Origin of the sequence: Synechococcus sp. CCAP 1479/9 (assembly GCF_019038535.1) — a bacterium.
Taxonomy (GTDB): domain Bacteria; phylum Cyanobacteriota; class Cyanobacteriia; order PCC-6307; family Cyanobiaceae; genus Cyanobium.
In genome coordinates this window covers 407,430-427,178 of record NZ_JAFKRK010000024.1, presented here as the reverse complement: position 1 = coordinate 427,178, position 19,749 = coordinate 407,430, and the positions used below count along the sequence as shown (strand labels likewise).

Below are 19,749 nucleotides of genomic sequence, written 5' to 3'. Positions count from 1 at the left end.
AGCAGCTCTACCCGATCGAGGCCCTGGCGGCCGATGGCGAGCAGAAGCGCAGCATCACCATGGAGTTCCGCCGCTCCACGCCGGAAGCCAACGTCAACACCCGCGAGGCCGCCCTGGCCGAGTGGTTCTAGGTCCCCAGCCGCTCCTCCACCCGGGCGATCAGATCGCCGGCCGTCAGCTCCGCCCCCACCTCGAGCACGTGCCGGCGCTCCCCTTCGTCGAGGGGCTGCTGGGCCCTGAGCTGGGTCTCCAGCACGGCCCCATCGGCGTCGGAGGGATCACCGCCCCGCTGTCGGCGCTCCTCGATGCGCCGGCGGGCCTGCTCCGGTGTGCTGCAGCAGGCCAGGATCAGGAACGGCACGCCGCGGTGTCGGGCCAGATCCTCCATCCGCCGGCGTTGATCACGGCCCAGGAAGGTGGCATCCACCACCACCGCATACCCGGCGGCCAGGATCCGGGCGGCCTGCTCCGGCAGTTGCCGCCCGTAGAGGTCGGCGCTCACCGCGCTCCGGTAGGGATCCCCCTGCAGGGGGGGCGCGTCCCCCTGGCCCCAGGCACCGAAGCGGCGCTTGCGCTCCACGTCGGAGCTGAGCTGGATCCATCCCTGGCGCCGGCAGAGCTGGCGGGCCCGGTGGCTCTTGCCGCTGCCGGAGACCCCATGGGTGATCACCAGGGCCGGGGCCGGGACTGCGGTGGCGCGACGGGCGCCCAGGAGGTAGCGCTCCAGGTCCCGCTCCAGCAGCTGCTCCGCGCCAGCGTCGAGGTCGGGCTGGCGCAGGCGCAGGGCGCAGACCTTGGCCCGCACCAGGGAGCGGTAGACCCGGTACCAGCGCCAGGTGAGCAGGCCGCCGTAGTCGCCGCAGCGCCCCAGCCAGCGGTTGAGCAGCACCGCCCCCAGGTCGGGCCGGTCGCGGTGCTCCAGGTCCATCACCAGAAAGGCCAGGTCGCTGATCACGTCGATCCAGCGCAGCTCGGGGCTGAATTCCAGGCAGTCGAAGACCCGGATGCGGCCCCCCTCCAGCAGCAGGTTACCGAGGTGCAGATCCCCATGGCACTCGCGGATGCGCCCCTGGCTGCGGCGCAGGGCGAAGGTGGCCTGGAGGGCTTCGAAGCTGTCCTGCGTCCACTGCCGCAGGGAGGCCACCTCCGGCGCGACCCCAGCGCCGCTGGCCGCCAGCACCTCCAGATTGGCCAGGGCCGGCGTCTTCACCAGCTGCGGTGAGCCGTAGGCCTCGTCGGGGCGGGCCACCGCAGCGCTGGCGTGGAAGGCCGCCAGGTCATCCGCCAGCCGTTCGAGCTGGTCGGCGGTGAGGCCCTGGCGATCCAGAACGGCGCCCAGCAGGGCGTTCTGGGGGAACTGGCGCATGCGGACGGCTTGCTCGAGGATCGGCCCGCTGCCCTGCAGGCTGGCCCGCTCGGGCGGGCCGTGGATCGGAGTGAGGCCGAGGTAGAGGTCCGGAGCCAGCCGCCGGTTGAGCCGTAGCTCCTCCTGGCAGAACCAGCGGCGCCGCTCCGGGGTCGAGAAATCGACGAAGCCCAGGTTCACCGGCTTCTTGATCTTGTAGGCGATGGTGCCGGTCAGAAGGATCCAGGAGATGTGGGTCTCCAGGCAGTCGACCCGTTCGACGGGATGGTCATAGGCGCCGGGATCGAGCAGGGCGGCGATCATCGGGTCCACGGCCGCTCCGGTGCTCCTTGCGGTTCAATCCAACCATCCGCAGGGCGATGGCGGCCTCCACCGGCGTCCACACCAGGGCGGGCAGCAGCAACCCCGAGGCCAGGGGCGAGGCGGGCCCCACGATCAGGGCCAGAACCAGCGTCAGGGTCCAGCTGACCAGCCAGACGGGAAGTCCGGCGGTGAGGCGGTGCAGACGGCAGATCAGCCAGTGGGGGCTGCGCAGCAGCACCAGCAGGACGGCGTACACGGCCACCCAGCCCCAGGATCCGGCCGTCTGCCAGAAGGCGAGCGCCGAGCCGTAGAAGCAGACACTGATCAGCGGCCAGGCCAGGGCGACCCACGGTTGCCGGCTGATCCACTCCGGTCGCCGGAGGCTGCGATACCAGACGTAGTCCCGCTCCGTGGGATTGACGACCAGGGTGATCACCAGAACGGTGATCAGGATCAGCAGCCAGGGAGGCACGGGACTCTGCAGACAGCCGCATTATTGGGCGCCGCCGGCCAACCTGCCATGGCGGGCCATCGGGGCAGACCGTGGCGGGGGGTGTCGGTTCGTCGCGGTGGCGGACCGGCCCGTCCGGCGTTCCTACGTTGGAGGGGTCCGACGAGCTTGCTGGAGGCCCCATGCATACCCACGATCTCGAGAACCACGACAACCTCTACGCCGACGAAGGCACGATGGTGATCGGCGAGTCCAGGGCCGATGCCCAGAGCCATGCCTACTGGGCCGTGGGGGCCATCGCCCTGATGGTGGTCGGACTGGGTGTGGCCCTGGTCATCTCCTGACCACCCCGTGGGGTGAGAAAGCGCTCGCTGAAGCAGGACAGGGGGATGGGTGCACAGAGTCGGGCCCAGCCCCCCTGCTCGCTCTGACCCTCCCCCTGCCGCTTCCAGGCGGCGATGCGCAGCGGCGTGGCTGATCCCCAGCGGCAGATCAGCAGGTAGCGATGCCCCCAGGTCCGGGGCCAGGCCATGGCGCTGTCCCCGGCCCAGGGCCAGAGGGCCGGATCGAGGGGCTCCAGATCGCGGTGGCGGCGCAGCAGGGCGGCCAGCAGCTGGCCCCCAGCTGCCCCGTCGTCCCGCCGGCAGAGCTCCATACGCCTGGCCAGGGCGGGCGGCTGTCCCCGGCTCGGGACGACCAGGTGCAGTCCCCCCCAGCCGGGAAAGCCCAGGCAGGAGAGCAGGGCGCCTGGGGCGGGGCCGGAGTCGGGGTCGCTCGACATGGGGGCGGAACGCTGACATCCGTTTGGTGCCACCGACCGTCACGCGGCACCGGATCAGCCGGGCGCACTGGCAGGATCAGGGCGAAGGACGCGACTCCCCTGCCGCCATGTTCGAGAACCGCGAACGGCCCGCCTGGGTCAACTGGCTGATCCTGGCGATCTTCCTGTTGTCGTCCTGGCAGCTGGCCGGGTTCTGGTTCCAGCAACTGCACCACTGAGTCCCCGGCGCGGGGCCTTCAGGCTGTGGTGGCTGCGCCTCAGGAGGGACGGCGCGGCCGGGCGGTGAGCCCCCGCACCAGACGGACGCCGCCGCCGACGAGCAGCAGCAGGGCCATCAGGGCCAGCAGGGCCACCACGATGACGCTGCCCAGCTGCAGGATGCCCATGCTGAGCCGGCTCAGCCCGCTGATCAGGTTGGCGATGGCATTGCTCACCAGCAGCAGGGCATCCAGCCGTTCCGGCAGCTGCATCAGCCCGGCCAGGATCAGGCTTCCCGCCAGGATCAGCAGCAGGCCCGCCAGCACCTGGCGCCAGCGGGAGGAGGGACGGCGCCGGCGACGGCGCAGCTCCAGACCCTTCCCCGGTGTCGGTCCCCTCGGCGTCGGCAGATGGAGCGGGTAGGGGGTGTGGGGCATGGCCGGGATGTCAGGGCTCCAGCGGATAGCCGGCACCCCGCATCCACCGCTCGAATTCCATCAGCACCAGCTCGTTGGGACAATCGATCAGGGACAGGTCGTTGACCGTGCAGTCGCCCTGGCCGCCGTGGTGGAGCGTGAGGTGGAAATGGGAACCGCTCAGGCCGCAGACCTCCGGATCGCTGCGGACCACCACATCCAGGGCGGCCCCGAGCCGTGCCACCCGCCGGCGCAGTTCCGACCAGGTCATGCCCATCGATTCATGACCATGGCTTCATACCCATCGGTGAGCCCGTTGCATGGCAGTGGAGGCGCTGGATGGTTGCCCCCAGTGTGACCAGTGCCGGGCCGACGTCAACCGCTCGCCGCCCGGGGGTGGCTCAGGGCCGCGGAGTGGCCGGGGCCTCCACGGCCGCCGGCGGCGCCGGTGTCGGCGCGGGGGGCACGGCGGGCGGAGGCAGCAGCAGCACCAGGGCCGCCGAGACCGCCAGGGCCGCCGCGCCACCCACCGGGGCCGAGAGGCGCCGGTGCAGGGGGATCCGCTCCATCAGTTCCCTGGGCCCGAGGGGCTCCGGATCGGGAATCGCCAGGGGCAGCTGGACGCGGGGGTCGAGGCGCAGCAGATCCAGCACCCGCACCAGATCCGCGAGTTCCGCATCGTCGAGATGCATCTCCAGGGGAGGGGTGTCGGGCTGGCTGCTGCGCAACAGGAGCCGGTGGCCGCCGTCGGGGTGGGGGCCGATGTCGACCGGTTCGCCGGCCACGCTGAACTCGCGGCGCACGCCGCTGATCAGGTGGCGGGCGTAGGGCAGCACCACCTGCATCAGGGCCTGGAGGTGCTCACGGCGGCCCTCCAGCAGCGGCCGGCCGACCCACTGCAGGGTCCAGCCGGTGATGATTCCCAGGGCCGCACCGCTCTGGCCGATGGAGACGTCGGGGAGACCCTCCACCTGAAGCCGGCAGCTGAGCTGATCGAAGACGAGGCTCTGCTTCATCACGGAACTCTGAACCATGGGTGGTCTGCTGCGGCCGCCGTCACGCCACCGCGTCCATCAGGCTGGCCTTGATGCGCTCGAAGCCCCCCTGGCCGGCGCAGAGACTGAGGCCCTGCACCAGCTGGAGCCGCTGGGCAGCTCCGTCGTTGGGATCGAGCAGTTTCTGGACGCCGCTGCGGCGGGGGTTCATGCGCTCCTGGATCAGTTCCCCCAGACGTCCCTGGAACAGGTCCCAGCGCTCCTTCGCCACCGACTCAGGCTCGCTGCTGGAGAGCAGGGAGCGCAGCATCGGGTAGAGGCGGTCGGCCATGACGCAGAGGATGCGGATCAGGGCATCGGTCTCGGCGACGGGCACCTCACCGCGCCGGCAGGAGCGCCGCAGGGGGTTGTGGCAGCGCCGCTTCCACAGCTCCACCCGGTTGGGGAAGAGGCCGGCGTAGCCCAGTTGCTCGCTCATCCACACCATCGCCTCGCCGCCGTTGAGGTCGAGCGCCTCCATGCAGAGCAGCATCAGATCGAGACGCTCCAGTCCCCTGCGGGGCAGGGGGCGGGAGGAGCGGTCCTGGGTCGCCGCTTCCGAAGTGTCCTTGGCCATGACTGCGATGATGCCAGCGGCGCCGTCCATCCGTCACGTCGCCGGTACCGGTCCCTTCACCAGCACGACCCAGCAGCACGATGCCCAGCAGCCCTTCATCGATCGATCTGCGCACCTGGGTCCGGGACATTCCCGACTTTCCGAAGCCGGGCATTCTCTTCCGCGACCTCACGCCCCTGATGCGGGATCCCGAGGGCTGGGGGGAGGCCATCCGCCTGCTGGGGCTGCTTTGTGAGCAGGTGCAGCCGGACCTGATCGTGGGCATCGAATCCCGCGGCTTCATCGTCGGCACGGCCCTGGCCACGGTCACGGGGGTGGGGTTCGTGCCGGTGCGCAAGCCGGGCAAGCTCCCCGGCGAGGTGATCGGCGTGGATTACAGCCTCGAGTACGGCACCGACCGGCTGGAGATCCACAGCGATGCCCTCGCCGGCGGCCAGCGGGTGCTGATCGTCGACGACCTGCTGGCCACCGGGGGCACCGCCGCGGCCTGCAGCGAGCTGGTCCAGGCCGCGGGGGGGGAACTCTGCGGTTTCGGCTTCCTGGCCGAACTGGCGGCCCTCGACGGCCGCAGCCGGCTGCCCCAGGAGCATCCGATCGAGTCCCTGATCATCTACAGCTGAGCCTCAGCCCTGCTGGTCCTGCCAGGCCAGGACGCTGTCGAACTGCTCGAGGCTGATCAGGCCGAACCGCCAGAGCACGGCCGGGAGCGGCGCCTGCTCCAGCTGGGACTGGCGGATGCCCAGCTGCAGGGCGTTCTCACTCAGGCCCAGCTGATGGCGCAGGAAGCGCACCATGGCCGGAGAGGGCAGGGGCTGGGGAGAGCTGCTGATCACCATCCCCCCATGCTGCAAGCGGCTGGTGCAGGCGACAAGGCCCCTGGGTCATGGCCCGCAGGGCCAGGGCCCGGGTGCCGTCGATGCGGGCGAGGCAGGCCAGGCCCAGCTGGCGCAGGGGCAGCAGCCAGCGGTGGCGGTTGGAGAAGATCCGCACCAGCAGGTCGGTGGCCAGCAGGGTGAGCAGCAGATCGGGCCAGCGGCGGCGCCCGTAGGCGGCTCCAAGGCGGCGCGGTGACAGCGTTCCCCGGGCGGCCCGTTCGGCCAGCTGCTGCAGCACCGCCACATCCCGCCAGCAGAGATTCAACCCCTGGCCGCCCACCGGATGGCAGCGGTGGGCACTTTCCCCCACCAGCACCGTGCGGCCGCGATGCAGGCGCCGGGCCAGCTGCAGGGCGACAGGAAAGGCGCGGGGCCGCGCCAGCAGGGCATCGGGCTGGAGCCGGTCCGGCAGGGCTCCCGCCAGCCGGTCAAGGAAGGCCGGGGCCTCCAGGGCCTCCAGCTGGCGGCAGCGGGCCGCCGGTGCGCTCCAGACCAGCTGGAAGCGGCGCGCGCCCAGGGGCAGGACCGCGAAGGGGCCTTCCGGCCGCAGCAGTTCCCAGGCCTCGTCGTCGGCGCAGCCGCGCATCTCCACCTGCACCGTGAGGCAGGCCTGGCGGTACGGATGGCTCCACTGACCGATGCTCAGGGCCCGGCGGGTGGGGGACTCGGGGCCGTCGGCGGCCACCAGGAGATCGGCGGTGTCCGCCTGGAGCTCGGCGGCGGCCAGCGCTTCGCCGCCGAGCTCCAGGCGGACGGCGGGGTGCTGGCCGAGGCGTCGCAGCAGCAGCGCCATCAGGGGCCGGTGGGATCCGATCCAGCCCACCGCGTCGGCCTGGCCAAGGTCGGCCGGCTCGAAGCGCACATCACGCTCCGCCGCCACGTCGCGCAGGTGCAGTCGGCGGAAGGGCACCAGGGTGGGCCGCAGGTCGCCCCAGAGCCCGAGACGCTGCAGCAGTTCCCGGCTGGAGTGGGTGAAGGCGTAGGCCCGCTCCCGGGCCTGCAGCGCCTCGGCGGTCAGGGGATCGTGCAGGCTCACCCGCCAGCCGACCTGGGCCAGGGCCAGGGCCGCCAGGGCGCCGGTGGGCCCGGCGCCCCGGATCCGGGCGTGAAGCGAAGCGGGCATGGCCATGGAAAAGCCGCAACAGAAAGTCTGCTGCGGCGATGGGGTCCGCCGTGAACGGCGGACCGGAGAAAGGCAGTCCCCCGAAGGGGCGCCGGGATCAGCCGATGCCGAGCAGGCCGCGGGTGAAGGCCTCGCCGCCCAGGGCGAACTCGGTGGCCAGCAGGGCGATGAAGCCGAGCATGGCCATGCGGCCGTTCAGCTTCTCGGCGCGCTCGTGGAAGCCCCAGCCGCTCTCGGCGCTCACCACTTCCATGCGGGGCTCGGTGGCGAAGGCGTTGAGACGGCCGCCGTCTTCAGTGGTGACGGTGGCGCCGCGGATGGCGGAGCGATCGAGGGCGGTGGGAGCGGTGGGGGTGGCGGCGGTCATGGGAGAACTCCTTGAGAAGTGTTGCGAGAATTGTAACGCATTGTTTCGAATGCGTCCAGCGTCCTCACCCCAGGCGCCGCAGGCAGAGCTCCTCGAAGGCTGGCCGCAGCAGGTAGGGGTACTCGCCCACCCACTGCTTCAGCTGGGGGAGCCAGCCATCCGAGAGGGCGCCGATGCGGGAGAAGTCCTTGCGCTCACTCAGCACCAGGCAGCGGATCACCATCCCCGGCCGGATCAGCTCGTGCTTCTTCTCCAGCGGGAAGCGGATCTGGCCGAGGTAGCCGTCCTCATCTTCCAGCTCCAGGCACAGCCAGGTGCGCCGGTTCTCCACCAGCTCCAGGCGCCCCTGCTTGTTGGCCTGCTCCCGGCGGTTCTCCACCACCTCCCGCCGGAACTGGTCGGCCACCACCCCCTCGAAGATGGCGGCCGCCGGGTAGCGCCGCAGTACGGCGTTGCGGCGTCCCGCCTCCAGGATCGGCCCCCACAGCACATAGAGAAGGAACACGAAGCCCACCACCAGGAACACCGGGCCCGCCTGGCTTCGGAACAGGAGCACCTGGCTGATCAGCAGCGCGATCACCCCGCCGATCACCGAGATCAGCACCCGCTGCAGCAGCTTGCGGGGGTCGCCGCTGCAGGCCGTGAACTGGGGACCGGTGGCCACCGCCGGGATCAGGCGGAGCAGTTCGCCGGGTTTGAGGGGGATCAGCATGGGCCCATGGGGTGGCGGCTCACAGCAGCCTCTCGAGGCCGTAGACAAGGCCGCCCAGCCGGCGCACCTTGCGCACCGTGAGCAGCACGCCGGGCATGTAGGCGCTGCGGTCGATCGTGTCGTGGCGCAGGGTGTAGGTCTCGCCGGGGGAGCCGAACATCACCTCCTGGTGGGCCACCAGCCCGGGCAGCCGCACCGAGTGGAGCCGGAGGCCGCTCTCCCTGAGCCCCCCCCGGCATCCGGCCAGGCTCTCGTGCTCCTCCACCTGCAGGGGGTTGAAGGTCTTGCCGAGTTCCTCCATCAGCTCGGCGGTCTTGAGGCAGGTGCCGCTGGGGGCATCGGCCTTGCGGTTGTGGTGCAGCTCGGTGAGCTCGGCGTAGTCGTAGAAGCGGGCCGCCGCCGCGGCCGCCTGCTGCAGCAGCACCATGCCCACGCAGAAGTTGGGCACCACCGCCCCCCCCATCGAGGCCTTCTCGGCGAACGCGGCCAGATCCGCCAGCTGGTCGGGGCGCAGGCCGGTGGTGCCGATCACCGGATGGACGCCGTAGGCGAAGGCGCCGCGGCAGTGCTCGTAGACGACGCTGGGGTGGGTGAAGTCCACGAGCACCGCGCCGCCGCCCGGCCCGGACTGCCGCACCGCCTGGCCCGCCTGGCAGAGGGTGCCTTCGAAATCGGCGCTGATCGCCACCTCCAGTTCCTCCAGCCCCAGGGCCAGCCCGACGTCCTCGCCTTCGCGGCCCGGGGTGGTGTCGATCGCCCCCACCAGGGTGCAGTCGGGGGCCGCCACCACGGCCTTGATCACCTCGGCGCCCATGCGGCCCAGGGCCCCGGCCACCACCACCGGGATCGGCGCCGGGGCCGGCGGGGACGGAGTGGTCGCGGTCATGGCGTGCTGGCGTTCCAGGCGAGCCTATGTGGGCCGGCCCACCGGCAGGGCTGCAGCCTGTAACGCTGCGCTGCAACCGATCGCGTCCCCGGCGGGACCTCCGTAGGCTGCTTCACATTGCTCAACGCATCCGCCGCATGTTCACGCAGGTCCGTTCCGCCAGCCGCCGGGTCAGCCCTGCCCCCACCGATGGCGCCAACGACCGGGTGGTGATGAAGGCCGTCTACGTGGTGCTCGAACCCCAGTACCAGAACGCCCTCACCACCGCCGCCACCGGCCTCAACGACCAGAACGGTCCCCTGGCGGTGGAACTCAGCGGCTACCTGATCGAGGAGCTGCGCGACCCGGCCAACTACGCCGATTTCTGTGCCGACGTGGCGGCGGCCGACGTCTTCATCGCCTCGCTGATCTTCATCGAGGACCTGGCCCAGAAGGTGGTGGACGCCGTGGCCCCCCACCGCGACCGGCTCAAGGCGGTGGTGGTGTTCCCCTCCATGCCCGAGGTGATGCGCCTCAACAAGCTGGGCACCTTCTCGATGGCCCAGCTGGGCCAGAGCAAGAGCGCCATCGCCCAGTTCATGCGCAAGCGCAAGGAAGCCAATGGGGCCGGCTTCCAGGACGCCATGCTCAAGCTGCTGAACACCCTGCCGACGGTGCTCAAGTACCTGCCGGTGGAGAAGGCGCAGGACGCCCGTTCCTTCATGCTCAGCTTCCAGTACTGGCTGGGGGGAACGCCGGACAACCTGCGCAACTTCCTGCTGATGCTGGCCGACCGCTACGTCTTCGGGAAGGCGGAGCTGGGCCGGCCCCAGCTGACGGTGGCCGACCCGGTGGTGTTCCCGGATCTGGGCATCTGGCACCCGATGGCGCCGGGCATGTTCGAGGACCTCAAGGAGTACCTCAACTGGAGCGCCAGCCGCAGTGATCTAAGCGAGAAGGCCCGGCGGGGTCCGGTGATCGGCCTGGTGCTGCAGCGCAGCCACATCGTCACCGGCGATGAGGCCCACTACGTGGCCGTGATCCAGGAACTGGAGTACCGCGGCGCCACGGTGATCCCCGTGTTCTGCGGCGGCCTCGACTTCTCCCGGCCCGTCTCCTCCTTCTTCTACGACCCCCTCAACCCGGACCAGCCACTGGTGGACGGGGTGGTGAGCCTCACCGGCTTCGCCCTGGTGGGCGGTCCGGCCCGCCAGGACCATCCCAAGGCGATCGAGACCCTCAAGCGGCTCAACCGGCCCTACATGGTGGCCCTGCCCCTGGTCTTCCAGACCACCCAGGAATGGGAGGAGAGCGATCTTGGCCTGCACCCGGTGCAGGTGGCCCTGCAGATCGCCATCCCCGAACTCGACGGCGCCATCGAGCCGATCGTGCTGTCGGGGCGTGACGACGCCACCGGCAAGGCCCACACCCTCCAGGACCGGGTGGATGCGATCGCCGAGCGGGCCATCCGCTGGGCGTCGCTGCGGATCAAGCCCCGCGCCGAGAAGAAGTTGGCGATCACCGTGTTCAGCTTCCCGCCGGACAAGGGCAACGTGGGCACCGCCGCCTACCTCGATGTGTTCGGCTCGATCTTCCGCGTGCTGGAGGAGATGAAGGCCAAGGGCTACACGGTGGACGCCATGCCCCGCACGCCCAAGGAGCTGATGGAGGCCGTGCTCAGTGATCCGGAGGCCCTGCAGGGGGCCCCCGAGCTGGCGATCGCCCACCGCATGAGCGTCGAGGAGTACGAGCGGCTCACCCCCTATTCCGAGCGCCTCGAAGAGAACTGGGGCAAGCCCCCCGGCTCCCTCAACTCCGACGGCACCAACCTGCTGATCTACGGCCGCCACTTCGGCAACGTGTTCGTAGGGGTGCAGCCCACCTTCGGCTACGAGGGCGATCCGATGCGCCTGCTCTATTCCCGCAGCGCCAGCCCCCACCACGGCTTCGCCGCCTACTACACCTACCTGGAGAAGGTGTGGGGCGCCGATGCGGTGCTGCACTTCGGCACCCACGGCTCCCTGGAGTTCATGCCCGGCAAGCAGATGGGCATGAGCGAAACCTGCTACCCCGATTCCCTCATCGGCGCCCTGCCCAACCTCTACTACTACGCCGCCAACAACCCCTCGGAGGCCACCATCGCCAAGCGGCGTGGGTACGCCTCCACGATCAGCTACCTCACGCCACCGGCTGAGAATGCCGGTCTGTATAAGGGGCTCAAGGAACTGGGCGAGCTGGTGGGCTCCTACCAGCAGCTGCGGGAGAGCTCCCGGGGTGTGCAGATCGTCAACGCGATCATCGAAACCGCCCGCCAGTGCAACCTCGACAAGGACGTGGTCCTGCCCGAGGGGGATGCCGATGCGGCGGCCCTCGACCTCGACGGGCGTGACGGGGTGGTGGGAGCCGTGTACCGCCAGCTGATGGAGATCGAGAGCCGGCTGCTGCCCTGCGGCCTGCACACCATCGGCAAGCCGCCCACCGCCGAGGAGGCGGTCGCCACCCTGGTGAGCATCGCCGCCCTGGAGCGGGAGGAGGAGGGCCTGCGTTCCCTGCCGGGCCTGCTGGCCGAGAGCCGGGGCCGCACCATCGCCGAGGTGTACCGGGGTAACGATGAAGGCGTGCTGGCGGACGTGGAGCTCAACCGGGTGATCACCGAGGCCTGCCGTTCGGCGGTGGGCGCCATGGTCCGGGAGGTCACCGGTGCCGATGGCCGCGTCACCCTGCGGCGCAATTTCGGTTGGTTCTTCGATCTGTTGGAGCGCTTCGGCTACCGCCTGCCCTCCCCCTGGCTGAGCGCCTGCCGCCAGGCGGGCTTCCCCGATGTGGATGTCACCGAGCTGGATCGCCAGTTCGCCTACCTGCGCTTCTGCCTGGAGCAGATCTGCGCCGACATGGAGATGGAGAGCCTGCTGCGGGCCCTTGATGGTGAGTACGTCCTGCCCGGGCCCGGCGGGGATCCGATCCGCAACCCCGGCGTGCTGCCCAGCGGCAAGAACATCCACGCCCTCGACCCCCAGGCCATCCCCACCCGGGCGGCCATCGCCGCCGCCAAGGTGGTGGTCGACCGGCTGATCGAGCGCCAGAGGGCCGAGCAGGGCACCTGGCCGGAAACGATCGCCTGCGTGCTCTGGGGCACCGACAACATCAAGACCTACGGCGAATCCCTGGCCCAGATCCTCTGGTTCATCGGCGTGCGTCCGATGGCCGATTCCCTCGGCCGGGTGAACAAGCTGGAGCTCATCTCCCTCGAGGAGCTGGGCCGGCCCCGCATCGACGTCGTGGTGAACTGCTCGGGCGTGTTCCGTGACCTGTTCATCAACCAGATGGCCCTGATCGACCAGGGCGTGAAGATGGCCGCCGAGGCCGACGAGCCCCTGGAGATGAACTTCGTGCGCAAGCACAGCCAGGAGCAGGCCGCCGCCCAGGGCATCTCCCTGCGGGACGCCGCCACCCGGGTGTTCTCCAATGCCAGCGGCAGCTACTCCTCGAACGTCAACCTGGCGGTGGAGAACAGCACCTGGGAGGAGGAGGGCGAGCTGCAGGAGATGTACCTGTCCCGCAAGACGTTTGCCTTCAACGCCGACAACCCAGGCGAGATGAACCAGAATCGCGAGGTGTTCGAATCGGCGATGAAGACCGCCGATGTCACGTTCCAGAACCTGGATTCGGCGGAGATCTCGCTCACCGATGTGAGCCATTACTTCGACTCCGATCCCACCAAGCTGATCGCCGGCCTGCGCGACGACGGCAAGGCCCCCACCAGCTACATCGCCGACACCACCACGGCCAACGCCCAGGTGCGCTCCCTGAGTGAAACCATCCGCCTCGATTCGCGCACCAAGCTGCTCAACCCCAAGTGGTACGAGGGCATGCTCGATTCCGGCTACGAGGGCGTGCGGGAGGTGGCCAAGCGGCTCAACTTCACCCTGGGCTGGAGCGCCACCAGCGGCGCGGTCGACAACTTTGTCTACGAGGAGGCCAACGAGACCTTCATCAACGACCCGGAGATGCGCAAGCGGCTGATGGACCTCAACCCCCACAGCTTCCGCCGCATCGTCGGCACCCTGCTGGAGGTGAACGGCCGTGGCTACTGGGAGACCTCCGACGAGAACATCGCCCAGCTGCAGGAGATCTACCAGGAGATCGAGGACCGGATCGAAGGCGTCAGCGAGTAATCCCCGCTCCTTTTCGTCACCGGCCGGTCCGGCGCGCTCAGACGCTGGAGGCTGTCCTGCGCCGCCTACGGCCGGATGGCCAGAGATGAGGCTGGCGTCTTCAGTCCAGGTTGCGCTCCGGCGTCGTTGATGCCCCCGTCCGCAATGAAAAAGGGGGGCCAAAGCCCCCCTGATCATCTGTTGTCAGCGCCCCGCAGGGCCAACTGAACGGAACCAGGCTCAACGGCCGATCTTGGCCACCTCGGCGCGGGCCCGTGCCAGGACGGCACCGGTGAGGGGCACGTAATCCAGCGACTTGGCGATGTTCTGACCCTTGGGCGTGAGGCCCCAGGTCAGGAACTGGCGGATGGTGCCGGCCTTGTCGCCGTTGCCGCGCTGGTAGGCCAGAACCCAGGTGAAGGAGGCGATCGGGAAGGCGTTGGCGCCGGCCGGGTTGCAGTCCTCACCGCCAAGGCGGGCATCCAGCTTGATGCTGTTGAGGGCAGCGGCGCCGGTGGCGTCGTTGGCCAGAACGAACTTGCCGGCCCTGTTCTGGACGGCAGCGGGGGTGATCCGGCCCTTCACGAAGGCCTGGTTGAGGTAGCCGATCGAACCGGGGGTGTTCTGGATCAGACCAGCCACGCCCTCATTGCCCTTGCCGCCGACGCCCACGGGCCACTTGACGGCCTTGTTGGCACCAATCTTCGACTTCCACTCGGGAGAGAAGCAGGAGAGGGAGTTGGTGAACACGTAGGTGGTGCCGGAGCCGTCAGAGCGGTGAACCACGTTGATCGGCCCTTTGCCGCACTTCAGCTGATCCCAGGTCTTGATCTTGCCGAGGAAGATGTCAGCCACCTGGCGCTGGGTGAGCTTCAGGTTCTTGCAGCTGGGATTGTTGTAAGCAGGGGTGACGGTGCCGCCCATCATCGGGATCTGCAGGGCACCGCGCTGGGCGGTCACGCCCTTGGTGAACTCACCTTTGGAGGCATTCAGCTCCTCATCGGTGGCGCCGAAATCAACGCTGCCGGCGTGGAACTGGCGCACACCGGCGCCGGAACCCACCGACTGGTAGTTCACCTGCCTCTTGGTTTCCCTGGCGAATTCAACGGCCCAGCGCTGATAGGCCGGAGCCGGAAAGCTGGCCCCGGCTCCGCTGATCGAATTGCTCTGGGCGATCACCGGAACCGCCAGGCCCGCCGTGAGCGCACCGGCTGCGGAGAGAATCAGGGCCTTCTTCGCGAAGGTCATCAGAATGGCCAATTTGGGGGCCCGTCATGAATAGCAACCCGCTCTGACCGTTTGTGTTATGGAGAGGTTAACGGGTGTTCAAGGATTGATCGCCCCGCTGGCGGCCCGGATCAAACCCTTTCTGGCGACACCATGGTTCGGTCCGGCCGCAGGGGGTTCGCATGACGGCGGTGTTCGGTGGCGCGGTTGAAACGCTGGATCTCCAGCTGGGCGGCCGGCGGCTGCAGATCGTGACCGAGCGCCGGGGACCCCAGGGAGCTCCCGTCTGGCTGCTGCTGCCGGCCCTGAGCACCGTGTCGAGCCGCAGCGAGTGGCAGCCGCTGGTCACGGCCACGCACGACCGGGTCCAGCTGGTGAGTTTCGACTGGCCGGGCTTCGGCGACAGTGATCGCCCGGCACTCACCTACGACGCCGCCCTGCTGCGCTCCAGCCTTGATGCGGTCCTCACGGACCTGGAGGCCCGCCAACCTGGCCCCCTCACCGTGGTGGCCGCCGGGCACAGCGCCCCCCTGGCCCTGGCCCTGGCGAGCGCGTGGTCCGAGCGCTGGAGTCGCTTCGTCGCGGTGGCGCCCACCTGGCGGGGGCCCCTGCCCACGATGACGGGCTGGTCGCCGGGGCGTTTCGGCTGGCTGCGGCGGCTGGTGGCCCTGCCGCTGATCGGCCCGGCGCTGTACCGGCTGAACACCAGCCGGGCCATGCTCCGGTTGATGTTGCGGCGGCATGTGTGGCTGGATCCGGGCCTGCTGACGCCGGATCGCCTGCGGCAGCAGCAGCGGCTGGCCCGGCGCCGCGGCTCCCGCTTCGCCAGTGCCGCCTTCGTCAGCGGCGGGCTCGATGCCGCAGGTGAGCGGGGCTGGTGGCTGGAGCAGGCCCGTTCTCTGCACTGTCCGTTTCAGGTGGTGCTGGCTACGGCGGCCCCGCCCCGGTCCACCCGGGAGATGGAGCTCCTGGCCCAGACCGCCGATGTGGTGACCCGCCTCCCCGGTCGGCTCGGCCTCCACCAGGAGTTCGGGGCCCTGCTGGGGCGCAGGTTGCTGGAGTCGCAGGGACCGATCGGCTGATCGCAGCGCCGCAGATTCCGGCTGGACAGCATCAACAACAGCGGCCAGATGTTCCGGTTGTCGATGGTGCCCGTAGCCAATGTCACGTGTGAGTGTGTGAATGCGCCTGCCTCGGCCTCCGCCTCGGGCTAGGGATAGGGGCTGATTCCCGCCTTGCCTGTGAAAGAGCTCACCAGTGCCATCAACCAACACCTGGCCGCTGAGTTCCAGGCCGGACACACCTATCTGGCCATGTCGATCTGGCTGCGGGAAAAGGATCTGGCCGGTTTCTCCGCCTACATGCACGAGAAGAGCCAGGAGGAGCGCGACCATGCGGCCCGCATGATCGCCTATCTGGTGGACAGCGACGAACAGGTGGAGCTGCCCACGATCGAGGCTCCGGAACGCAGCTGGCCCTCGGTGCAGATGCTGTTCGATCAGGTCTACGACATGGAGAAGGGCGTCACCGCCTCGATCAACCGGCTCTATGCCATGGCCGAGAGCATGGGGGAACGCAGCGCCACGGCCATGCTGGACTGGTTCGTGGCCGAGCAGCTCCAGGAGGAGGCTGAAGCCCGCTTCGTGCGCAAGCGCCTGCGGCTGGCTGGTGACAACAGCGCCGCCCTGCTGCTGCTGGACCAGCAGTTCCTCGAGGGGACGGCCCTGACCCACGTCAAAGGCGGCCTCAGCGGCACCAGGGGCGCCTGACGGCCTATGGCGTCATCCCGTTACCGTATTGATACGCTCCGCGTGACTCCACGGGCGCCTGGAGTCCATGCCAGCCCCTGATCACACCGGCGCGGCCTGCTGTCGCCCGGGCGTCCCGGGCTCCTGCCACGGCCCCGGGGCGCAGACACGCCGCAGTGACGGGCGGGGGTTGCAGCTCGCCCTGCTGGGCATGCCGAACACCGGCAAGTCGACCCTCTTCAACCGGCTCACCGGCGGCCATGCGCAGATCGCCAACTGGCCGGGTCTGACGGTGGAACTGCTGCGGGGCCCCATGGCTGCCGACCACAACGGCACGGCCTATGAGCTGGTGGATCTGCCGGGCATCCACGACCTCAGCGGCAGCAGCGAAGACGAGGCCGTGGTGCAGCGCTACATGCAGAACACCCCGCCCGATCTGGTGATCGTGGTGCTCAACGCCAGCCAGATCAGCGGCCAGCTGCGCCTGCTCCTCCAGATGCGGCAGCTGGGCCTGCCGGTGGTGGCCGCGCTGAACATGAGCGACGAGGCCCAGCGCTACGGCATGGCGATCGATCACCTGGGTCTGTCCCAGGCCCTCGGCCTGCCGGTGCTGCCGGTGAGCGCCAAGCGGAACCAGGGAATCGCCGCCCTGATCGACCAGTTGCACCGCTGGGGGGAGGCGCCCCGGCCGGCGGGCCCGGTCGGCGGCCCTATGCCGCTGGAGCCCGCCGCCATGGACGCCTGGCAGCAGGAGCTGGTGGCCCGCCACGTGACCCTGCCGGAGGGGTTGCCGCTGCAGCGCACCCGCCTGGCGGATCGGTGGCTGCTCCATCCCGTGCTGGGTGTGGTGCTGTTCCTGGCGATCGTGCTGGCGGTGTTCCAGCTGCTCTACGCGGTCAGCACGCCGCTGCAGGACCTGCTCGGCTTCGGGCTCGACTGGATCCGCCTGGCCTGGCTGGAGCCGGCCCTGCAGGGGTTGGGCTCACCGGACTGGCTGCAGAGCTTCCTGCTCGATGGACTCTGGCTGGGGGTGAGCACGGTGGCCACCTTCCTGCCGCTGATCTTCCTCTTCTACGTGCTGATCGGCATCATCGAGGACTCGGGCTATCTGCCGCGGGCCGCCTTTCTGATGGACGGCTTCATGCGCTGGCTGGGGCTGGACGGTCGGGCCTTCGTGCTGCAGGTCATGGGCTTCGGCTGCAATGTTCCCTCGATCATGGGGACGCGGGTGATCCGGGACCGCAGCCTGCGCCTGCTGGCGATGCTGTGCATTCCCTTTGCCCTCTGCCAGGCCCGGCTGACGGTCTTCATCTTCCTGGCGGGCGTTTTCTTCCCCAGGCCCTGGTGGGCGCCTGGGCTGGTGTTGTTCGGGTTCTACGGGATGAGTTTTGCGGCGGCCGTGATCACGGGCCTGGTGTTCAAGCGCGCCTTCCCGGGTGATGGCGCCTTCGTGCTGGAGCTGCCGCCCTACCGGGCGCCGAGCCTCAAAACGATCCTGCGCCGTGGCTGGACGTCGATGCTGAATTTCATGGTCACCACGCGGGTGTTCATCCTCGTGGGAGCCGCGGCGATCTGGCTGCTCACCCACCTTCCTCCGGGTGCCGGCGGCGGATCGGGACCGTCCCTGGCCTCGGGGATCGGCCATCTGTTCCAGCCCCTGCTGGGGCCGATCGGCATGAACCCGGAGCTCACCGTCTCGCTGTTCTTCGGCTTCATCGCCAAGGAGATCCTGCTGGGGGCGATGGCGGTGATCTACGGCACCACCCAAGCGGGTCTGGGCGGGGCGATTCATGGCGCCATCACGCCACTGCAGTCGCTCAGCTTCATGACGTTCGTGCTGCTCTACACCCCCTGCCTCGGAACGGTGGCGGCCCAGATCCAGGAATCCAGGAGCCGGACCTTCGCCCTGCTGTCCCTCTCCTGGTCGCTGCTCCTGGCCTGGCTGATGGCCCTGATCGTCTATCAGGGGGGCACCTTCATCCAGGCCCTCCGCTGAACGGCTCAGCGCGGCGGGAGGGTGGACACTTCCATGTCGGCGGCCTGTTCATCGCGCAGCATGAACTCGAGCAGACCACTGGACAGGTGCAGAATTCCGCCCGGCCTGCCCCGGCGCAGCACTTCCACTTCCACACCGGGGCGCACCCCCATGGCCCGCAACCGACGTTGCAGTTCCGGATGGGCGGGCAGGCAGAGGATGGTCACACGCGATCCCACCCGCACCTGCTTCAGGGTCATCGGATGGGCGTGCATGTGTTCCCTGTCAGGCGTCGACCCTAGGGCGGCCCGCCCCATGGCTGGCCAGCATCAGCCTTGGCCATGGGTCTGCAACGCGCATGACCAGGGTTGGGCAGCAACGGCTTCGGCGAGCTGCTGCAGCGTCGGGTGCCGATGATGGGAGGCCGAATTGATCGTCCCAGCCTCGATCATGGCGACGACGCGGGCCAGTTCCTCCGGATTTCCCAGGGAGAAGTGGGGCTGGTCTCGCTTGTAATTCGCCAGGGCCGCTTCGGCGTTGTAGTCCCGCTTGAGTCGTTTCAGCTCGCTCACCAGCTGCTGCTGGTCGTTGTTGTAAACGATGAAGTTCTCGGGCAGCCTGCCGCACCGGCCAGGCTCCGGGGTCTCCAGAAAATGGGCGTGGCACCAGTTGGCATAGGGCGTCAGAATGACACCACCACAGGCCTGCACCTCACAGATCGGCAGTCCGAATGATTCACAGTGTGCCAGGAAATAGAGGCTGCAGCTCCTGTAAATCTTCCGGATCTCTGCCATTGGATAGCTGCCATAGAGCACCTTGAATGGGATGCCAGCTTCCAGGCAGGCTTGAATCTGTATGGCCCGCTCGGGCAGGTGATCGGGACGTTCGAAATCAATGAGAGCACAGAGCTCCCTGGGTTCAATGGCAAGGGAGGGATCGATCAGGTTGAGGCCGATGCGTGAATAGCTCTCGGCACTTGGCAGAACGGAATACTCGGAAACTTCGGTGATGCAGAGATGGTGGTCATAGCGGTTGGTACCCCAGTGATTTCCTTTGGGGACGCGCCTGCTCGCCACGCAATCATGGATCCACGTCACCCAGTCGGCTCGGCTGCCCAGATAGATCAGATCATAGAGAATGATGGGCAGGCGAGGAAGATCATGGCGTAGCTGACGGTCATCAAAGAAGAGATCATAGTAAGCACCGGGCATGTGACCAACGATCACAACGAAGTCAACCGTCCTGAGGCGGCGAAGCAGCCTCTGATAGTTCAGCCAGGCGACGCTTCCTTGCACAATGAGGAATAATTTACCCTTCCAGTTTGCCCCTCGTCCCACACCTCCCAGCGGCTTGCGGGGAAGCGACTCCAGGCCGTCATGCAGGAGGATGGCCTCCACCCCGATCTGCTTGAACATGCGCTCCAGGCCTTCTGCCAGGGGCCGGTAGAAACTGTTGGCGCGATTGGCCAGGATGGCGACTCTCAAATGCGTATCTCGCTCGCTGCCGATGGGAGGATTCCGAGACCCTGCGTTTCCATTGAAGCGACGTTCTCGATTCTGCGCATCGTTCGTGCTCCC

At 68.8% G+C, this 19,749-nt stretch carries 21 protein-coding genes; 6 read left to right on the top strand and 15 right to left on the bottom strand.

Annotated elements, in window-relative coordinates:
* Positions 1-127: 127 nt before the first annotated feature.
* The gene (locus tag KUG38_RS11700; RefSeq protein WP_286195959.1) at positions 128-1,669 is read right to left on the bottom strand and encodes a bifunctional aminoglycoside phosphotransferase/ATP-binding protein; all 1,542 of its coding nucleotides are present in this window, start codon (positions 1,667-1,669) and stop codon (positions 128-130) included.
* Positions 1,635-2,141 (bottom strand): TspO/MBR family protein, encoded by a 507-nt coding sequence (locus KUG38_RS11695; RefSeq protein WP_216921690.1) that lies wholly within the window; start codon positions 2,139-2,141, stop codon positions 1,635-1,637. Before KUG38_RS11695 ends, KUG38_RS11700 begins: the two co-directional genes overlap by 35 nt.
* 161 nt (positions 2,142-2,302) lie before the next feature.
* Here KUG38_RS11695 and KUG38_RS11690 point away from each other — a divergent pair, with 161 nt between their 5' ends.
* A complete protein-coding gene (locus tag KUG38_RS11690) occupies positions 2,303-2,464 on the top strand; it encodes a hypothetical protein (protein WP_216921688.1) in 162 nt (53 codons plus the stop codon).
* Here KUG38_RS11690 and KUG38_RS11685 read toward each other — a convergent pair.
* The 5 genes from KUG38_RS11685 to KUG38_RS11665 form a co-directional block, all read right to left on the bottom strand.
* Positions 2,398-2,901 carry a hypothetical protein gene (locus KUG38_RS11685; RefSeq protein ID WP_216921685.1) on the bottom strand — a complete coding sequence of 168 codons (504 nt, stop codon included), beginning with the start codon at positions 2,899-2,901 and terminating at the stop codon, positions 2,398-2,400. The two genes, KUG38_RS11690 and KUG38_RS11685, sit on opposite strands and share 67 nt — an antisense overlap.
* Before the next feature lie 257 nt (positions 2,902-3,158).
* Complete coding sequence (locus KUG38_RS11680) at positions 3,159-3,536, bottom strand: hypothetical protein (protein WP_233134046.1); 378 nt, start codon at positions 3,534-3,536, stop codon at positions 3,159-3,161.
* Between the two features lie 10 nt (positions 3,537-3,546).
* Complete coding sequence (locus tag KUG38_RS11675; RefSeq protein ID WP_015108440.1) at positions 3,547-3,792, bottom strand: hypothetical protein; 246 nt, start codon at positions 3,790-3,792, stop codon at positions 3,547-3,549.
* Between the two features lie 124 nt (positions 3,793-3,916).
* Entirely contained in the window at positions 3,917-4,549 is a 633-nt protein-coding gene (locus KUG38_RS11670; protein ID WP_216921682.1) for a DUF4335 domain-containing protein, read from the bottom strand.
* 22 nt (positions 4,550-4,571) lie between these two features.
* A complete protein-coding gene (locus tag KUG38_RS11665) occupies positions 4,572-5,126 on the bottom strand; it encodes a DUF3038 domain-containing protein (RefSeq protein ID WP_190609645.1) in 555 nt (184 codons plus the stop codon).
* 80 nt (positions 5,127-5,206) lie between these two features.
* On the opposite strand from KUG38_RS11665, the gene KUG38_RS11660 reads away from it, so the two are divergent.
* Complete coding sequence (locus KUG38_RS11660) at positions 5,207-5,746, top strand: adenine phosphoribosyltransferase (RefSeq protein ID WP_216921679.1); 540 nt, start codon at positions 5,207-5,209, stop codon at positions 5,744-5,746.
* Positions 5,747-5,749: 3 nt separating this feature from the next.
* Here the strand turns inward: KUG38_RS11660 and KUG38_RS11655 are convergent, their stop codons facing one another.
* The 5 genes from KUG38_RS11655 to dapB all read right to left on the bottom strand — a co-directional run bounded on the left by KUG38_RS11655 (position 5,750) and on the right by dapB (position 9,089).
* The gene (locus tag KUG38_RS11655; RefSeq protein WP_106220230.1) at positions 5,750-5,962 is read right to left on the bottom strand and encodes a DUF2949 domain-containing protein; all 213 of its coding nucleotides are present in this window, start codon (positions 5,960-5,962) and stop codon (positions 5,750-5,752) included.
* The gene (locus KUG38_RS11650) at positions 5,883-7,124 is read right to left on the bottom strand and encodes an FAD-dependent monooxygenase (protein WP_216921676.1); all 1,242 of its coding nucleotides are present in this window, start codon (positions 7,122-7,124) and stop codon (positions 5,883-5,885) included. The genes KUG38_RS11655 and KUG38_RS11650 overlap by 80 nt, the downstream gene beginning before the upstream one ends.
* 97 nt (positions 7,125-7,221) lie before the next feature.
* Positions 7,222-7,491: a CAB/ELIP/HLIP family chlorophyll-binding protein gene (locus tag KUG38_RS11645; protein ID WP_094587186.1), complete on the bottom strand. Its 270-nt coding sequence runs from the start codon at positions 7,489-7,491 to the stop codon at positions 7,222-7,224.
* 64 nt (positions 7,492-7,555) lie between these two features.
* Positions 7,556-8,203 carry a DUF8619 family protein gene (locus KUG38_RS11640; RefSeq protein WP_216921673.1) on the bottom strand — a complete coding sequence of 216 codons (648 nt, stop codon included), beginning with the start codon at positions 8,201-8,203 and terminating at the stop codon, positions 7,556-7,558.
* Between the two features lie 19 nt (positions 8,204-8,222).
* The gene (gene dapB / locus KUG38_RS11635; protein ID WP_216921669.1) at positions 8,223-9,089 is read right to left on the bottom strand and encodes a 4-hydroxy-tetrahydrodipicolinate reductase; all 867 of its coding nucleotides are present in this window, start codon (positions 9,087-9,089) and stop codon (positions 8,223-8,225) included.
* Between the two features lie 137 nt (positions 9,090-9,226).
* Between dapB and KUG38_RS11630 the strand changes: the two genes are divergently transcribed.
* Positions 9,227-13,243, top strand: a complete 4,017-nt coding sequence (locus KUG38_RS11630; protein ID WP_216921666.1) for a magnesium chelatase subunit H — start codon at positions 9,227-9,229, stop codon at positions 13,241-13,243.
* Between the two features lie 219 nt (positions 13,244-13,462).
* Here KUG38_RS11630 and pstS read toward each other — a convergent pair whose 3' ends face one another.
* Positions 13,463-14,470: a phosphate ABC transporter substrate-binding protein PstS gene (gene pstS, locus KUG38_RS11625; RefSeq protein WP_216921663.1), complete on the bottom strand. Its 1,008-nt coding sequence runs from the start codon at positions 14,468-14,470 to the stop codon at positions 13,463-13,465.
* Positions 14,471-14,631: 161 nt separating this feature from the next.
* On the opposite strand from pstS, the gene KUG38_RS11620 reads away from it, so the two are divergent.
* The 3 genes from KUG38_RS11620 (at position 14,632) to feoB (ending at position 18,193) form a co-directional block, all read left to right on the top strand.
* A complete protein-coding gene (locus tag KUG38_RS11620; protein ID WP_216921660.1) occupies positions 14,632-15,531 on the top strand; it encodes an alpha/beta fold hydrolase in 900 nt (299 codons plus the stop codon).
* A 159-nt stretch (positions 15,532-15,690) separates the two neighbouring features.
* Positions 15,691-16,218: a ferritin gene (locus tag KUG38_RS11615; protein ID WP_094587170.1), complete on the top strand. Its 528-nt coding sequence runs from the start codon at positions 15,691-15,693 to the stop codon at positions 16,216-16,218.
* 67 nt (positions 16,219-16,285) lie between these two features.
* Positions 16,286-18,193: a ferrous iron transport protein B gene (feoB, locus tag KUG38_RS11610; protein WP_216921656.1), complete on the top strand. Its 1,908-nt coding sequence runs from the start codon at positions 16,286-16,288 to the stop codon at positions 18,191-18,193.
* 5 nt (positions 18,194-18,198) lie between these two features.
* On the opposite strand, the gene KUG38_RS11605 is transcribed toward feoB, so the two are convergent.
* Both KUG38_RS11605 and KUG38_RS11600 read right to left on the bottom strand, forming a co-directional pair.
* Complete coding sequence (locus KUG38_RS11605) at positions 18,199-18,447, bottom strand: FeoA family protein (protein ID WP_286195904.1); 249 nt, start codon at positions 18,445-18,447, stop codon at positions 18,199-18,201.
* 54 nt (positions 18,448-18,501) lie between these two features.
* On the bottom strand, positions 18,502-19,656 hold the full coding sequence (locus tag KUG38_RS11600) for a glycosyltransferase family protein (RefSeq protein ID WP_216921653.1): 1,155 nt from the start codon (positions 19,654-19,656) through the stop codon (positions 18,502-18,504).
* Between the last annotated feature and the right edge of the window lie 93 nt (positions 19,657-19,749).

Excerpts from the sequence above, each read along its gene's own strand:
- KUG38_RS11630 (WP_216921666.1), top strand. The coding sequence starts at position 9,227 with ATGTTCACGCAGGTCCGTTCCGCCAGCCGCCGGGTCAGCCCTGCCCCC.
- KUG38_RS11665 (WP_190609645.1), bottom strand. The coding sequence starts at position 5,126 with ATGGCCAAGGACACTTCGGAAGCGGCGACCCAGGACCGCTCCTCCCGC.
- KUG38_RS11680 (WP_233134046.1), bottom strand. The coding sequence starts at position 3,536 with ATGCCCCACACCCCCTACCCGCTCCATCTGCCGACGCCGAGGGGACCG.
- KUG38_RS11685 (WP_216921685.1), bottom strand. The coding sequence starts at position 2,901 with ATGTCGAGCGACCCCGACTCCGGCCCCGCCCCAGGCGCCCTGCTCTCC.
- KUG38_RS11675 (WP_015108440.1), bottom strand. The coding sequence starts at position 3,792 with ATGGGCATGACCTGGTCGGAACTGCGCCGGCGGGTGGCACGGCTCGGG.
- KUG38_RS11640 (WP_216921673.1), bottom strand. The coding sequence starts at position 8,203 with ATGCTGATCCCCCTCAAACCCGGCGAACTGCTCCGCCTGATCCCGGCG.
- KUG38_RS11655 (WP_106220230.1), bottom strand. The coding sequence starts at position 5,962 with ATGGTGATCAGCAGCTCTCCCCAGCCCCTGCCCTCTCCGGCCATGGTG.
- feoB (WP_216921656.1), top strand. The coding sequence starts at position 16,286 with ATGCCAGCCCCTGATCACACCGGCGCGGCCTGCTGTCGCCCGGGCGTC.
- KUG38_RS11645 (WP_094587186.1), bottom strand. The coding sequence starts at position 7,491 with ATGACCGCCGCCACCCCCACCGCTCCCACCGCCCTCGATCGCTCCGCC.
- KUG38_RS11650 (WP_216921676.1), bottom strand. The coding sequence starts at position 7,124 with ATGCCCGCTTCGCTTCACGCCCGGATCCGGGGCGCCGGGCCCACCGGC.
- KUG38_RS11690 (WP_216921688.1), top strand. The coding sequence starts at position 2,303 with ATGCATACCCACGATCTCGAGAACCACGACAACCTCTACGCCGACGAA.
- KUG38_RS11700 (WP_286195959.1), bottom strand. The coding sequence starts at position 1,669 with ATGATCGCCGCCCTGCTCGATCCCGGCGCCTATGACCATCCCGTCGAA.
- KUG38_RS11605 (WP_286195904.1), bottom strand. The coding sequence starts at position 18,447 with ATGCACGCCCATCCGATGACCCTGAAGCAGGTGCGGGTGGGATCGCGT.
- pstS (WP_216921663.1), bottom strand. The coding sequence starts at position 14,470 with ATGACCTTCGCGAAGAAGGCCCTGATTCTCTCCGCAGCCGGTGCGCTC.
- dapB (WP_216921669.1), bottom strand. The coding sequence starts at position 9,089 with ATGACCGCGACCACTCCGTCCCCGCCGGCCCCGGCGCCGATCCCGGTG.
- KUG38_RS11670 (WP_216921682.1), bottom strand. The coding sequence starts at position 4,549 with ATGGTTCAGAGTTCCGTGATGAAGCAGAGCCTCGTCTTCGATCAGCTC.
- KUG38_RS11660 (WP_216921679.1), top strand. The coding sequence starts at position 5,207 with ATGCCCAGCAGCCCTTCATCGATCGATCTGCGCACCTGGGTCCGGGAC.
- KUG38_RS11620 (WP_216921660.1), top strand. The coding sequence starts at position 14,632 with ATGACGGCGGTGTTCGGTGGCGCGGTTGAAACGCTGGATCTCCAGCTG.